Raw genomic sequence first — 14,642 nt, 5'->3', positions numbered from 1 at the left:
AATCTGTAACAAGCCCAAACATTGCAGAGATAAGCCAACTAAGATAGTTCTTGTAACAGCAGGCAACAATCGTTAACTTTTACCCCAACAATCACATACGTTTTACGGCAGGTCTTCATGGACAATTCTCACAGCACCGCCGCCAGCGACACCGAGGCGCAGCCCGGTCAAGTGGCAGCGTTTTTTGACCTGGACAAAACGATTATTGCCACCTCTTCTGCGTTTGCTTACGGCCGCGAATTCCTGCACAACGGACTGATCACCCCGCAGGATGCACTGAGCTTATCGCTAGCAAAAGCCAGCTATATGCTCGCTGGGCAATCCAGCACGCAAATGGACTCCACCCGCGACCAACTGACCTCCATGATCACCGGTTGGTCAGAAAAACAAGTCCGCGAGATCGTACGCGAGACCATGCACAACGTGCTGACCCCAGCGATTTATAGCGAAGCCCGGGAACTGATCCAAGCTCACAAAAAAGCAGGCCACGAGGTCATTATCATTTCAGCATCGGCCCGGCAGCTCGTGGAACCGATCGCGGAAGAGCTTGACATCACCGAGGTCATCAGCACCGAACTGGAAATTGTTGACGGCACGTTCACCGGGGTAGTCGAGTTTTATTGCAAAGGCACGGCAAAAGCCGAAGCGATCACGACACTTGTCGGCAAACACGGCTATGAACTGCAACAAAGCTTTGCTTATTCCGACTCTGTGACGGATGCGCCCATGCTGGAACTAGTGGGTAACCCGGTTGCAGTTAACCCGGACCGCCCACTAAAAAAGCTTGCCCTAGAACGTGGCTGGGAAATCCGCAGTTTCAAAGATCCGGCACCACTGTTCCAAATGCCCGGAGCAAAAGAAATCGGCATCGGCGCTGGCCTGCTCGCTGGAGTCATCGCATTAATCACCGCAGGGACCCTGCTTAGCAAGTGTTATGCACCAAACAAGCAGGAAGCATCTGTCCTGGAGACAGCGCAAGCACTCACAGAAAACACCGGGAGATACCTAAACTCCACAGCTAGAGCCATACGACGTACAATTATTAACCAACACACGATTTCTGCGAATATTCTGCGAAAAGCAAGGGAAGGTATAGCGTGAGCAAGCAAGGACTTTTCACCGATGGCACCGATGATTTTAACCCAAAAGTGGATTCAATCCCTTTAAGTGATGCTGATACCGCCAAACCAGGGGAAACTTCTATCGGCGATTTAGTTTCTAATGCCACTACCCAAATCTCTAGCCTGGTACGCGCAGAGATTGAGCTTGCCAAAACGGAGCTTGCTGGTGAAGCAAAAAAGGGCGCCATCGGCGGTGGCATGTTTGCCGTAGCAGGCACCGTCGCCTTGTATAGCTCGTTTTTCTTGTTCTTCTTCCTCGCAGAACTGCTGGCCCACCTGTGGCTGCAGCGCTGGGCAGCATTTCTCATCGTCTTCCTGGTGATGTTGGTTATTGCAGCCGTCGTCGCGCTGATTGGTGTAAAGAAGGTAAAGAAGATCCAAGCGCCAAAAGCAACCATTGAATCAGTAGGCGAGCTGAAGAAGCTTCGTCCGGGTTCGGCCAGCAAATCGCTGGAAGGCCCATCGGGAATGTACACCTAATCTCATAAACCCCAGCTATGCCACCACCCCAGGCTTAGGTGCCTGGGGTACAGTGTGGGCATGCCCAAACGTTCCGCTAAGCTTTCGCCGTCCATCGTTGAATTAGACGGTCCATTCCAGCACGGACACGTTCATACTCATGGCCTCCGTTTGCACACCGTCAGCGCCGGTTCCACTACTGATCCGCTGATTATGTTGTTACACGGGGCCTTTAGTGGTTGGTTTGAATACCGCCACATCATCGCAGAACTTGCCGACGCCGGCTTCCACGTCGTCGCTGTGGATTTACGTGGCTACGGCATGTCGGACCATCCACCGGTTTCCGCAGGCCAAGATATTCGCAGCGATTCCGGGCAAATTTCTGGCATCATTTCGGCTCTGGGATACGATTCCGCTTATCTCATAGGCTACGACGTTGGCGGTGCTCTAAGCTGGGCGCTTGCTAGCAAATATCCAGACCAGGTCCGTGGTCTCATCGCCATCGCCAGCCCGCACCCGGTCGATCTTCGAAAAACCGTGCAAACCCAACCCTGGAATTTTTTATGGATTCTGCTGCGCGCCGCGATCATGCGTTTGCCATCCTTTTTCTACCTGCCGTTTCCCCAACGATTCGAATGGTTATACCGGCGCAATTTGCGCAGCGAAACCACCGCAGAATTCCACGACACTCCGGAATTTGCTAGCGAATTAAACCTGCGTGTGCGGGCATCTAAGATTGGCCACACCCGTGCGGTGGCCCTACAGCATAACCGGCACTTGCTCAGTTTTGGTTCTGGTAGTTGGCTGGATCAGCCGGTAAAGGTGCCCGTAACCATGGTGCACGCGGATCAAAGCCTGTGGAAAAAACTCACGGCACGCAGCGCACAACGCATGCGCGCTCCTTGGACCGCCGTGACTATGCAGGGAACAAAAAACCTGCCGCATATAGAGCGCCCCCAAGCATTCGTGCGGATGGTGCGTGAACAAATTAAACAGTGGCAACAGGCAGAGCTAACCAGTACTGGCAGCAGCCAGGACGGTCGTTAATAAAGCATGAAAACTAAAACGGCATACCTGCCAACCGGCTACTGAGCAACACAAGCACCGGTTTCTACTGGTGCGCGCAGGGCACCGAACTCGCCAACTTGCTGGCGCACTTCTTCAGCGGTCAGGGCATAGCCGGTATCTGAGTTATCCACTGCAGCACCAAAAACCATGCCGATCACGCGCCCGTCATCAGTGGTGACTGGCCCGCCAGAATTTCCCTGTCGAATATTTCCGCGCAGTGTATAAACTTCACGTTCTACCCGGCCTTGAGCATAAATATCAGGGCCGGAAATCCGGATCTGGTCCCGCACACGTGCAGGCGAAGCCTCAAAGGGCCCGGATTGTGGAAAGCCCATCACCACTGCATCGTCACCGCTTAATGCTGGCTGTTCTGCCCATGGCAGAACTGGTAACCCTAGGTTCGGAACATGCAGTACCGCAATATCAATGTCTGGGTTGTAGTAAACCACCTCAGCATCACGGAGCCCGACCACGGTATCAGCGCGTACGCTCTGGGTTCCGGCAACTACATGGGCGTTGGTGAGAATATAATCATCCTGCGCCACAAACCCCGTGCCCATCAACCGCCTGCGGCACTGATCGGATTCTCCCATCACATGAATGACCGAAGGGCGCACAGCATGCACCATCTGTTCATTGTCGACGTTGATACGTGGGGCTTCAACTTCGTGGGGTTCCGGGTGGTTTTCAAACGGAGACACCAGTGGCGGCAGCCCAGATTCGTTGAGCATCGCTGAAATCTGGGCTGGCAGTTGCCCCGCGCGTTCTGGCGCTAGCGAATTCATCGCACTAAGCACCGCAGAGCTACGTAACATCTGGCTAAACGCACCGCTAGTACCGGTCACAAGCGGGATCGACACCAGCCAGATCAAGACTGAAACAGCCACGGCTTGGGCCACCGAACCGATCGCAGAATCCACCGTCTGTAATGATTTCAGGCGCATGCTTTCGCGCAATTTCAGCCCAAGCGAAATACCTACTAAATGGCCAATACCAGCACTCATAACTAGACTGCCGATCGCCAAAACAAAGCGCGCCAATGTGTGCTCAGTCAGTCCCATCAGCATCGGCGCGGCGGCGCCTCCAATGATTAATCCGGAGATCACTCCGATGAAAGACAGGATGGACGCAATTGCGCCTTGCCGCCAACCGATGCCAATACTGGTCACAATGACCAGAAGAATAATAAGGTCAACGAAAATTGATTCTGCCACGGGGAAATCCTACTCGCTTCCTGCGCCAGCCACCGCTAACGAAGCGCTTCATTATTACGCGATTTTGCTAAGCTTTCGCGCAAGTCGAAAACATCTGTCTTATTCCAATCTCGTTCCCACCCCGAATAGTGGAAAACCGCATTCAATAATCCTGCGGTAAACCCCCAGATCACATAATCCCGCACCCGGAAGGCCGGACTGACCCAGTTCCCGTGGCCAATGACAAACCGATTTTCCGGAGTTAATAGTTCGCCGACGTGGACAGTGAAAACATCATCTGCTTCTTCCGGGCTAGTCACGGCGACTTCGGATGGCTTATCCCAGTAGCTCAACACAGGGTGCACCTGGTTTCCTGTCACTGGAATAGCCAGCTCATTAAATTGCTTCAGCGGGGTCACGTTGTTCCGGTTCAACCCCGTTTCTTCCCAGGCTTCCCGCAACGCAGTATCAACCGGCGAAAGATCGGTGTTATCAATCCGGCCACCAGGAAAAGCAATTTGGCCTGAATGGCTACGCATCCCGGGGTGGCGGTGGGTCAATAAGACTGTGGCATCGTCCGGGGCACCACCGTCGCCAGCAGGGGCTTGGGAGCCCCCAAACAGCATTAACACCGCAGCCTTTTTGATGGTTTTCGGCTTTGGCAGATTGAATTCCTCTGCACTTCGGTTTGGCAGATACTTCTGCAGGCTATCTTCGTGCAGCCCGGCGAGTTTCCCTAACCATTGTGGAGCTTGCTCTGGCTGGACTGCAATGTTGCAGCCAGGATGATCAGAGTTCGCTATCACTACAAAACACCTTCTATGCTTTCGATAATTTCCTCTGTTGAGCGGAATGGTTGGACAAACACTTTCCTCTGCTCGTTTCCTACATACACAATGGTAATCGGAATCACGCCAGGTAAACCGAGTTCGGAAGCAAAGGTATTGTGAGAATCCTGGTAACTGACAAAATCTACGCCCATTTCATCCAGCATCCCGGCGCCGTTTTTCGCGTTTTTATCGGCGTGCACGCCGACGACCTGCCATTCAGGGTGCTTATCTTGGACTTCCTGCAGATAAGGTATTTCCTCCCGGCAAGGCTGGCACCACCAAGCCCACACATTCACAACAGTAATTTCGTCGCCAGCCGCACCGGCATCGCCGCCAATGGCCTCGTTCTTCTCATCAGTTGAGAGTTCATCATTTTTGTCAACGTCGGTCACTGCCTGCTCCGATAAACACGGCAGCTGCACTTGCGCACCAGGAATTTCCAAGCTCGGACAGGCCGGGCGTCGTAAGCCCGCCCCCTCATCCTGAGACACGGAACCCTTCATTGCCTCGCCAGCTGGGCTCTCAGCTTTATTACTTACAGCCGTTTCTCCCGCGACGTGACCTGTCGAACTATGCAGCATGGCATAAGCACCAAAGCCCACCGCGGCGCTAAGCACAAGGCCAATAACACTAATAAGTGCGATCTGTTTATTCATCATGCACTAGACTAATACAGCCACGTCACACGGGCCCCAGACAAAGCCATAACCTGCCGAAACAACACCCGCCCACGAGAATGTGCGATGCGAGCACCACAAAAGTAGGTCGCGTTTACTAGAATGAAGGCATGATTGCTCTCACTATAATCGTTCCCATCGCCTTAGCTGTTTTTGCTATGGCAATGGAAAAGCTAGAAGCGGGGGTTTTGGCTAGCGCAGCGGAGAACCCTAGCGGTGTGACAAAAGCGTAAATATAATCAATCTTCGCATTTGCACCCGCCAATGCAGTCAGCCCACTAAGGTGGGGTATATTACTACAGCTATTTCAGCTAACCGAAGCTAGTCCAAGGAGTCAGAAGTGGAAGAAGTACACGAGATTCTCTCGCGCGCGGGTATTTTCCAGGGTGTCGACCCAGAAGCAGTCGACAACCTCATCGAGCAGATGGAAACCGTCAAATATCCGCGGGGAACCACCATTTTTGAGGAAGGTGAGCCGGGCGATCGCCTGTACATCATCACTTCCGGCAAGATTAAACTCGCGCGCCACGCCCCAGATGGCCGCGAAAATCTACTGACGGTCATGGGGCCTTCCGATATGTTCGGCGAGCTGTCCATCTTCGATCCTGGCCCACGTACTTCTTCCGCAGTTTGTGTTACCGAAGTCCGCGCGGCCACGATGAATTCAGAGATGCTGCAGAAATGGGTCTCTGACCATCCGCTGATTGCACAACAGTTACTGCGCGTACTCGCTCGCCGTCTACGCCGCACTAACGCTTCCTTGGCGGACTTGATCTTCACCGATGTGCCTGGTCGCGTGGCCAAGACCCTATTGCAACTGGCTAACCGTTTCGGTGTCCAGGAAGGTGGAGCACTACGCGTGAACCACGACCTGACCCAGGAAGAGATTGCGCAGCTGGTCGGTGCTTCCCGTGAGACAGTGAACAAAGCTCTCGCGACATTCGCACACCGTGGCTGGATTCGCCTGGAGGGCAAGTCCGTGCTCATCGTCGATACCGAACACCTCGCACGTCGCGCCCGTTAAGCAGAATTCGCTTCCCAAGCCTCGTTAAGCAAGTTCGGGCGGGAAAAACTAAGCACCTAGCACCTAGCCAGAGCTTGCAGAAAAAAGCGCTAGCGGAAACACATCCGACTAGCGCTTTTCTTATTTTTAACTTCAGCAGCCCCGGCATGGCGTGTCCTATGGCCACAGCTGCACTTCCAGGAGTTAAGCCTGCGCCTCGGCGCTCTGCTCATCCAAATACCGCAACGCAACCCTGGTCGACTGTTCTGCTGCATGCCGCAACACCGGATCCACATCCTGGTACATGGCATCAATCAACGTCTGTAATTCCACATCATTACCATGCTCAGCGCGCAGTTCTCGGATTTGTTGCAGACGGTACTGCCGACGTTCCAAATATTTTTCGGCCCACTCAGCCACATTGTCTTGGTCCGGCCCATGCCCTGGCAGAAGTGGCACCCCTTGCCCTCGGTTCTGCAACATACGCAGCGTATCCAGGTATTGTCCGAGGTCGCCATCCGTCTCGGAAATCATCGTAGTGTGGCGCCCAGCGATGGTATCGCCGGTAATGATGCCTTCAAGTTGGGATTCGTGTGGGGTGGACGACCACACAAAAAAGCACACACAATCCGAGGTATGCCCCGGTGTGTGCACAACTTCTACCTGCGGAGTTACTCCCTCAATAGAAATGATTTCGCCGTCTTGCAAGGCTTCGCCGCCAATGCAGTAGCTTGGGTCAAAAGCACGTACTGGCTGGTTGGTCAGCTGCCGAAACCGATCAGCGCTGTCGGCGTGATCGTAATGACGGTGGGTCAGCAACGTCAGCCCCACCTCGCCGGCTTTTCCACGAACCACATTGAGGTGACCTTCATCTTCTGGCCCAGGATCGACAACAATTGCTTTATCGTCTTCACCTGCGCGAATAATCCAGGTGTTAGTGCCTTCCAATGCCGCGTAACTCGGGTTAGCGCATAGCACCACGCCCACCGAAGGGGTTACGGGACGAAGCTGACTATAAGCAGGATGCTTCATGCCTCCTACCGTACTAGAACTTCCAGTTTTCCCGGCTATACGCCACCGTTGCCGGCTGCGCTGTTGGTCACGAAAAGCTAGCGCAGTTCAACAACCATCTCTACTTCAACCGGTGCGTTCTTCGGCAAGACGGCCACGCCGACGGCGGATCGAACGTGTTGGCCTGCATCACCAAAAATCTCGCCCACCAGATCGGATGCACCATTGACGACGGCTGGTTGCTCGTAAAACCCCGGCGCGCTGGCAACAAAGCCGACCAGCTTAGAAATGCTAGCGACGTTGTCCAACCCTACTTCTGCATCCACCGCTGCCAATGCATTAAGAGCGCAGATACGCGCCAACCCATAAGCCTCGTCAGCAGAAACTTCGTCACCAACCAGCCCGGTTACCGGCAGCTGACCGTCGACAAGCGGCAGCTGGCCGGAGGTCCAGACTTGCTTTCCGACGCGCTTCGCGGGCACATAAGCAGCCAACGGCTTGGCCACGTTTGGCAGTTCAATACCGAGCTCTGCCAGCCGCTCATTAATGTTCACAGCATCGCCGGCCATGTTAAACCAGCTCGCGCTTGAAGTAAGCGACCAGATTTTCTGGGTTTGGCCCCGGAATGATGGTCACCAGCTCCCAACCGTCTTCACCCCAGCTGTTCAAAATCTGCTGGGTAGCGTGGACAAGGACAGGTGCAGTTGCGTATTCCCATTTCTTCATGGGCCCAATTCTACCGCCTGCTCCGCGCCGACGACTAGGTCACGGGTGCACAGTGTCACGGGTACACAGTCGGTCCTAAAACTCGCCACCGTTGGAAAGGTAACTCGCCCAATCCGTTACGTGCGGGTTTTTGCGCAAAATGGCCCGACGCTGGCGTTCGGTTAGCCCACCCCAGACACCGAATTCCACCTCGTTATCCAGCGCATCGGCGCAACACTCTAAGACCACGGGGCAGTGACGGCAAATCAGCGCAGCTTTGCGTTGTTCTGCTCCGCGCACAAATAATGCGTCAGGGTCACCATTGCGGCACTTGGCCTGGGCTACCCACTCACCACGCTCGACAGTTGCGGAGGAAGTTTTCGCCGTTTTCCGGCTGTAGGCGCCACGGTAGCTTGAGTTGTATTGGTGGTTGCCTGGAGTGGCGGGCATGAATCGACTCCTCATTGTTGACAGCGAGGGCGTGATTTTTCGCTGAGGTGTTCCAGATAGTTTAGGGCGCGTGACCAATCTTGTCGAATGCGTCACACTTCCAGGGGGTGTGAGTGCTTTTGCCACACACCTTTACTGCGTAAAGTATCTATCGTGTCTTATTCCAAATCGATGATCACCATGTTGCTGGCGACGCTCGGTGTGTCTGCGGTTTTTGCCGCGGCCATCGCACCGGTTGCCGGCATCACTGGGGCGAGTGCAGCACGTGCCGAAAAGGCTATGGAATCTGATCTCACCGACATTCAGGAGGGCGGCGCCCCGGGCGTGTCCACCATGTATGACAGTGAGGGCAATGTGTTGGCAAATTTTTTCAGCCAACGCCGCCATGAGGTTCCGCCAGAGGAAATCTCACAGGCCATGAAGGATGCCATCGTCGCGATCGAAGACAACCGTTTCTACGAACACGAGGGCGTCGATTTTCAGGGCTACCTGCGTGCGCTGGCCACTAACATTGCAGCCGGTGGCGTACAGCAAGGCGCGTCGACGATCCACCAGCAATATGCCAAGAACTGGGCTTTGCTTGTCGACGCCGACACCGACGAAGAGCGTCGAGAAGCAATTGAACAAACAATTGCGCGTAAATTGCGTGAGATCCGTGTCGCTGCCGATTTGGATGACCGCCTGAGCAAAGAAGATATTCTGGCTGGTTATTTGAACCTGGTACCGTTTGGCAACCACGCATACGGCATTGAATCCGCTGCACGCACCTACTTTGGTATTTCAGCTGCTGAATTGTCAGTGCCCCAGGCCGCCATGCTGGCTGGAATGGTGCAGTCTTCGGAATATTTAAATCCGTACACCAACCCAGACGGTGCAACCGATCGCCGGAATACCGTCTTGCAGGCAATGGTCGATCATGGATATTTGGATCAAGAAGCAGCCGATGGCTTTAAGAATGAGCCTCTTGGGGTGCTAGAAACCCCCGAGACTTTGGCCAACGGTTGCATCGCGGCAGGCGATGCCGGATTTTTCTGTGATTACGCCTTGAAGTATCTAGACGAGCGCGGAATTACTACCGACGAACTAGTTGCCGGAAAATATGACATCCACACCACTCTAGATCCGGGCGTGCAGCATGAAGCGCGGCGGGCGGTCTCCAGCTATACCGACCCGCAGGCGAACGGCGTCGCCGAGGTCATGAATGTCATTGAACCCAGCAAAGATTCTCGTCGCATCCTAGCGATGACGTCGTCACGCAATTACGGCCTGAACCAAGAAGCCGGGGAAACGATTCTCCCACAGCCGTACTCGCTGGTCGGCCACGGCGCAGGTTCTGTCTTCAAAGTTTTTGCTGCTGCCGCTGCTATCGAAGACGGCATGGGCATCGAACAATACATGTCGGTTCCATCGCGCTACGAGGCAGAAGGTTTGGGTCACGGTGGCGCACCAAACTGCCCGGCCAACCGCTACTGCGTGGAAAACTTCGGTGAATTTGCCGATTCCATGACTCTGCGCGACGCACTAGCGCATTCACCAAACACACCGTTCGTCCAGCTGATGGAACGCGTCGGGGTACCTGCCGTGGTAGATCTGTCGGTAAACCTAGGACTGCGCAGCTACGCAGAAGAAGGCACGCACGACGGTGAGCGCTCCATCGCGCAGTTCCAGAAAGACGCCAACCTTGGTTCCTACGTTTTGGGCTCCACCCCGGTCAACGCATTGGAGCTGTCCAATGTCGGTGCTTCGTTGGCCTCCGGCGGAACCTGGTGTGAACCGAATCCAATCGACGCCGTCTATGACCGCAATGGGCAGGAAGTCTACCTAGAGCGCACCCCGTGCGAAAACGTCATGGACTCCAACGCAGCCGATGCGTTATCACAGGCAATGACCGAGGACGGTAAATCCGGTACCGCCGCCAACGCTCGTAATGCCGAGGGCTTCCCCGGCACGATGGCAGCCAAAACGGGTACCACCAACGAGAACTATTCCGCTGCTTTCCTGGCCTTCAACTCTGGCATCGCAGCGGCACCATATATCTTCAACGACAGCACCACCACGATGTCGCTATGCACCAGCCCAGTGCGCCAGTGCAGCAACGGAAACCTCTTTGGTGGTACTGAACCGGCGCGTTCGTTCTACAACATGGCCAACAACCTACCACCGGCGCTCAACGGTGGCGTTTCAGAAGACTACGATCCAGCTTTTAATGAAGGCCTCGACGCCGCCAAACTCAACGAAGTGCGCGGATTGCGTGAATCCGTAGCGCGGGATCGTTTGGCCGAGGCCGGTTTAGAAGTGCGTACGGAGCGAGTGGCTGGCAATGGAATGCCCGCCGGCCGAGTAGTCAGTGCGGATTTCGCAGGACCAGCTAATAGCGTGGTAATTTTGCGAATTTCCGATGGCTCAGCCCGCAGCACCCCGCCAACACGCCGCCAGTCAAACCCAGGTACCCAGACAGAAAACAACACCGGTGGCGGCAGCCAACCACCGGCGCTGGAGTTCAACCTAGAACAGGAAATTGAAAACGCCACCGAAGAGTTGCGTAACCTGTTTAACTTTTAGCCCTGCAGGCGGTCTTTTACTGCCTCCGAGATGCGCTTACCATCTGCGCGTCCGGAGGCTTTTGCGTTTGCAGCCTTCATCACTTGGCCCATGTGCTTCATGCTCAATTTTTCGCCAGCAGCAGCCGAAACTTCAGTAATAACGCCATCTACTAACTCGGCAAGTTCGGAATCATCCAACTGCTGTGGCTGATATTTTTCGAAGACTTCGACTTCAGACTGTTCGGCGTCGGCAAGCTCATCGCGCCCATTGTCGCGGTAAATCTCTGCGGATTCGCGACGCTTTTTGATCTCCCGAGCAATAACCTTGAGAACGTCATCGTCGGTGAGCTCGGTGCGGGTACCGGTGGAAGTCTCCTCGGCCTGGATAGCTGCCAGCAGCATACGCAACGCAGACGTCGTCGCCTTGTCCTTGGACTTCATAGCGGTAGTCAGATCCTGGCGGATGTGCTCTTTTAATGATGCCTGGGCGCTGTTCTCGCTTGTCATGTTGTTCTCAGTCATAGTCCCAAAGATACTCGCTTGTCCCGACCGGGCAACGAGATCACGACAAGATTCCACCTAAAGTCCGTCTAGACTAGGCGGGGTGAATATTTCGTGGAAAACTGCACTAATGACCACCACCGTGACCACCCTCGGTGCGGGTGCGGGCACACTGGCCTGGGCGGTTTCGGAACTCAATCGCTTTGAGCTCAAAGAACACACCGTTGCGCTCCTACCCAAAGGCACCTTGGGCAAAAAGCGCAGCGCGCACGGCCAGGCAGAGTTTCGGATACTGCATGTCTCGGATCTGCACATGATCCCCGGCCAGGACAAAAAAATTGCGTGGGTACGCGATCTAGCCCGATTGCAGCCTGATTTAGTGGTTAACACCGGAGATAATCTTTCTGACCAGCACGCAGTTCCGGATGTGTTGCGCGCACTGGACCCGCTATTGAACACACCGGGGTTGTTCGTATGGGGCACTAATGATTACTGGGCGCCCCAGCCGGTCAACCCCTTCCAGTACCTGACGGGCAAGAAACGCACGCCGTCGTATGTGGATTTGCCGTGGCGGGATATGCGTGCCGCGTTTATTGAGCGGGGCTGGTTTGATGCGAATCAGCGGCGCCACGAATTCCGGGTCGGTAACGTGCGCCTGGCGGTGGCCGGGGTAGATGATCCGCATCATGATTTTGATGACTACGACGAGATCGCTGGTGCCCCAAACCCGGATGCGGACCTGGCTCTGGCGCTGTTGCACTCCCCTGAGCCACGCGTGTTACAGCGCTTTGCTGCCGACGGCTACCAGCTCTCGTTGTCTGGCCATACGCACGGCGGGCAAGTGTGTTTGCCGGGTTCCAAAGCGTTGGTGACCAATTGTGGTATCGATCGCGAGCGGGTGCAGGGACTCCATGACTTCGACGGCATGGCAATGCACGTCTCCAATGGCTTAGGGACCTCAAAGTATGCCCCAGTTCGTTTGTTCTGCCGCCCGTCGGCAACACTGCTACGAATTATCGAAAGAACAACTTAATACTTGGCGACGTTTCCCGCCATACGCTGGGGATTCTCCCCTACAGGACCTTCGATTTGTGTTCTGCAAGCTCGATATAATAAGATATCCAAGTCGCAGAAATTAATACTTCAACGCGATGGCGGGGCGTAGCGCAGCTTGGTAGCGCATCTGCTTTGGGAGCAGAGGGTCGCAGGTTCAAATCCTGTCGCCCCGACAATAGAAAAGACCGAGAAGCTTTTGCTTCTCGGTCTTTTTTCGTATGCAGGCTAACCCGACCCCTGAAACCCAGACACACTTTTGAGGCTTAACCCAGGTTTAACCCACGCTTTTTATCGTTTAGGCTATAAACCCTCGTATACCCCTACATCTCTGAAGGTCGCACCCAACCCTTAAGAGCAGAATGCGACCGCATGCACAATTGGTGTTCTAAGCTTTTATTGCCACCCACCGGGGGCGCACACTTCCCCGTGTTTTCACTAGGAGGTTTCGCTGGTGGATTTCACCAGGAGGCTTGACTAGGAGCAGGCGAAATCAGTGATTTAGATCCGCATACCGCTTAGGGTTTTCAGCAGATCCATGATTTTGCTGAAGAAGCTGCCCAGTAACGTCGGCCCGGTAAACAAGCTCGCCAGCGTCTTCAGGATGGAGCCGAAAATACCGCCAGCGCTTGACGACGACACATCGGACTGATCTTCCTGTGGGTTCTTTGGTGCTGGTTCGGCGTCCTTGCCGTCTTTACCATCCCGGCCATCCTTACCGTCTTGTCCATCCTTGCCATCTTTCGGCAGCGGGATTTCGACAGTGCTGCCATCCGAGAACTTGACGATGACTTTCCCGTCTTTAATTTCCTGGCCGACGATGGTCAACGGCTTGGCATCTTTGCCATCTTGACCCTTTTCACCGTCTTTACCAGCAGCACCATCCTTGCCCTTCGGGATGACAATCTTTTGGCCATTGGTGAACTCTACGACGATGTTGCCTTGTGCATCATCGTACTGCTTTTTGATCTTCAGGTCTTGACCTGCAGGGCCTGCCGGTCCCCGCTGTCCAGGTTCTCCTTGTGGTCCCTGCACACCTGGTTTACCTTCACTGCCCGGAGGGCCTGCCGGACCAGCTGGGCCACGATCACCTTGTGGGCCGGTCTCGCCATCCTTACCTGGCTCACCGTCTTTACCTGGGGTGCCCGGAGGGCCTGCTGGACCTGCTGGGCCACGGTCACCTTGTGGACCGATTGGGCCACGCGGTCCTTGCACCCCCTTCTTTTCTTCCTCGGTGCAATTTTCTTTGCGGATTGGCGCAATTTCACCATAAACGGTGAATACCCCAGACAAGGCCGCTTTTATATTTTCGGAGATTGGACCCCTAAAACTCAGGTTCCGGACTTCACCCTGGAAAAAAACCGTGTGGCTATCAAGGACTTTATGCTCATGAGCTTGCTCATTAGATAAAGTTCCGGTTGCCAGTGTCTGTGTAACACCGTTATATCCGGCTAAAACAGAAACCTTTTTATCTGAGCTTACCGTTACTACAGGGTTAGCAATCGTTTCATCGCCCACTTTGAATTGGCCACGGCCAACCATCGTGGCTCGCGTAATGTGGTTTTGACTATCCACAGCCACCAGCGATTGGTCATTATCGCTTCGGAAACCAACACTTACTGGTTTTCCGTGTTCATCACGATCAATCACCTGACTAGTATCTTCGAAATATTCTTGTTGGTCAGGTCCAATCTGCCAAGAGAAAGCGCTAGATTTGACAGCGAAATCGACGACTGGACAGAGTTGGGTTTCAGTCGTTGCGGTGGGCTCAACATTTTCCTGCGCATGAGCAGTATTGATTGGGGTCAGCAGCCCCAGGCTCAGGGCGAATACTGCGCATGCAGTTACGCCGACTGACTTCTTTCTAGCCACAGTGTGGTCTCCGAGTTTCTCTTCAAAAGCCAAGTGCAACACCACTTCTGTGGGTACACAAAATCTATTTTGTGCAAGCAAAACAGATTTGAAAACAACTAAACACTTAATCGATTCAGAAAACAAGACAATCGACAATGATCTTCACTACATAAT

At 54.3% G+C, this 14,642-nt stretch carries 16 protein-coding genes and 1 tRNA gene; 8 read left to right on the top strand and 9 right to left on the bottom strand.

Annotation, left to right across the window (positions count from 1 at the left end; all coding sequences use genetic code 11):
• Nucleotides 1-117: 117 nt before the first annotated feature.
• From HMPREF1292_RS04020 to HMPREF1292_RS04010, 3 genes are read left to right on the top strand one after another with little or no spacing between them, the layout of a single operon-like run.
• On the top strand, nt 118-1,101 hold the full coding sequence (locus HMPREF1292_RS04020) for an HAD family phosphatase (RefSeq protein WP_023018850.1): 984 nt from the start codon (nt 118-120) through the stop codon (nt 1,099-1,101).
• Complete coding sequence (locus tag HMPREF1292_RS04015) at nt 1,098-1,601, top strand: phage holin family protein (RefSeq protein ID WP_021353547.1); 504 nt, start codon at nt 1,098-1,100, stop codon at nt 1,599-1,601. Before HMPREF1292_RS04020 ends, HMPREF1292_RS04015 begins: the two co-directional genes overlap by 4 nt.
• A 60-nt stretch (nt 1,602-1,661) precedes the next feature.
• Entirely contained in the window at nt 1,662-2,627 is a 966-nt protein-coding gene (locus HMPREF1292_RS04010) for an alpha/beta fold hydrolase (protein ID WP_021353546.1), read from the top strand.
• 38 nt (nt 2,628-2,665) lie between these two features.
• On the opposite strand, the gene HMPREF1292_RS04005 is transcribed toward HMPREF1292_RS04010, so the two are convergent.
• Genes HMPREF1292_RS04005 through HMPREF1292_RS03995 form a run of 3 tightly spaced genes read right to left on the bottom strand, consistent with a single transcriptional unit; the run spans nt 2,666 to nt 5,330 of the window.
• Nucleotides 2,666-3,862, bottom strand: coding sequence for a MarP family serine protease (locus tag HMPREF1292_RS04005; protein WP_023018849.1), 1,197 nt, complete (start codon nt 3,860-3,862; stop codon nt 2,666-2,668).
• 35 nt (nt 3,863-3,897) lie between these two features.
• Nucleotides 3,898-4,647: a CoA pyrophosphatase gene (locus HMPREF1292_RS04000; protein ID WP_021353544.1), complete on the bottom strand. Its 750-nt coding sequence runs from the start codon at nt 4,645-4,647 to the stop codon at nt 3,898-3,900.
• Nucleotides 4,647-5,330 carry a TlpA disulfide reductase family protein gene (locus HMPREF1292_RS03995; protein WP_023018848.1) on the bottom strand — a complete coding sequence of 228 codons (684 nt, stop codon included), beginning with the start codon at nt 5,328-5,330 and terminating at the stop codon, nt 4,647-4,649. Before HMPREF1292_RS03995 ends, HMPREF1292_RS04000 begins: the two co-directional genes overlap by 1 nt.
• 128 nt (nt 5,331-5,458) lie before the next feature.
• Between HMPREF1292_RS03995 and HMPREF1292_RS11475 the strand changes: the two genes are divergently transcribed.
• Both HMPREF1292_RS11475 and glxR read left to right on the top strand, forming a co-directional pair.
• A complete protein-coding gene (locus HMPREF1292_RS11475; protein WP_021353542.1) occupies nt 5,459-5,581 on the top strand; it encodes a hypothetical protein in 123 nt (40 codons plus the stop codon).
• Nucleotides 5,582-5,688: 107 nt separating this feature from the next.
• Nucleotides 5,689-6,372: a CRP-like cAMP-activated global transcriptional regulator GlxR gene (glxR, locus tag HMPREF1292_RS03990; RefSeq protein ID WP_021353541.1), complete on the top strand. Its 684-nt coding sequence runs from the start codon at nt 5,689-5,691 to the stop codon at nt 6,370-6,372.
• Between the two features lie 183 nt (nt 6,373-6,555).
• Here the strand turns inward: glxR and HMPREF1292_RS03985 are convergent, their stop codons facing one another.
• From HMPREF1292_RS03985 to HMPREF1292_RS03975, 4 genes are all read right to left on the bottom strand, one after another.
• Nucleotides 6,556-7,383, bottom strand: a complete 828-nt coding sequence (locus HMPREF1292_RS03985; protein ID WP_021353540.1) for an MBL fold metallo-hydrolase — start codon at nt 7,381-7,383, stop codon at nt 6,556-6,558.
• A gap of 77 nt (nt 7,384-7,460) precedes the next feature.
• A complete protein-coding gene (locus tag HMPREF1292_RS03980) occupies nt 7,461-7,931 on the bottom strand; it encodes a RidA family protein (RefSeq protein WP_023018847.1) in 471 nt (156 codons plus the stop codon).
• A gap of 1 nt (nt 7,932) precedes the next feature.
• A complete protein-coding gene (locus tag HMPREF1292_RS11040; protein WP_021353538.1) occupies nt 7,933-8,088 on the bottom strand; it encodes a DUF4177 domain-containing protein in 156 nt (51 codons plus the stop codon).
• A gap of 75 nt (nt 8,089-8,163) precedes the next feature.
• The gene (locus HMPREF1292_RS03975) at nt 8,164-8,517 is read right to left on the bottom strand and encodes a WhiB family transcriptional regulator (RefSeq protein ID WP_023018846.1); all 354 of its coding nucleotides are present in this window, start codon (nt 8,515-8,517) and stop codon (nt 8,164-8,166) included.
• Between the two features lie 153 nt (nt 8,518-8,670).
• Here HMPREF1292_RS03975 and HMPREF1292_RS03970 point away from each other — a divergent pair, with 153 nt between their 5' ends.
• Complete coding sequence (locus HMPREF1292_RS03970) at nt 8,671-11,079, top strand: transglycosylase domain-containing protein (protein ID WP_051137359.1); 2,409 nt, start codon at nt 8,671-8,673, stop codon at nt 11,077-11,079.
• Here the strand turns inward: HMPREF1292_RS03970 and HMPREF1292_RS03965 are convergent.
• Nucleotides 11,076-11,582: a GatB/YqeY domain-containing protein gene (locus tag HMPREF1292_RS03965; protein WP_156912281.1), complete on the bottom strand. Its 507-nt coding sequence runs from the start codon at nt 11,580-11,582 to the stop codon at nt 11,076-11,078. The genes HMPREF1292_RS03970 and HMPREF1292_RS03965 overlap by 4 nt on opposite strands.
• 109 nt (nt 11,583-11,691) lie before the next feature.
• Here HMPREF1292_RS03965 and HMPREF1292_RS03960 point away from each other — a divergent pair, with 109 nt between their 5' ends.
• Nucleotides 11,692-12,594 carry a metallophosphoesterase gene (locus HMPREF1292_RS03960; RefSeq protein ID WP_023018843.1) on the top strand — a complete coding sequence of 301 codons (903 nt, stop codon included), beginning with the start codon at nt 11,692-11,694 and terminating at the stop codon, nt 12,592-12,594.
• A 122-nt stretch (nt 12,595-12,716) separates the two neighbouring features.
• Nucleotides 12,717-12,790 (top strand) — tRNA-Pro (locus HMPREF1292_RS03955).
• Nucleotides 12,791-13,115: 325 nt separating this feature from the next.
• On the opposite strand, the gene HMPREF1292_RS10410 is transcribed toward HMPREF1292_RS03955, so the two are convergent.
• Nucleotides 13,116-14,486: a collagen-like protein gene (locus HMPREF1292_RS10410; protein WP_232218008.1), complete on the bottom strand. Its 1,371-nt coding sequence runs from the start codon at nt 14,484-14,486 to the stop codon at nt 13,116-13,118.
• Nucleotides 14,487-14,642 lie beyond the last annotated feature (156 nt).

It is taken from the genome of Corynebacterium sp. KPL1995, from assembly GCF_000477935.1.
GTDB classification, from domain to species: domain Bacteria; phylum Actinomycetota; class Actinomycetes; order Mycobacteriales; family Mycobacteriaceae; genus Corynebacterium; species Corynebacterium pseudodiphtheriticum.
Note: the sequence above shows the minus strand (reverse complement) of the source record. Positions and strands in the feature narration are given on the sequence as shown.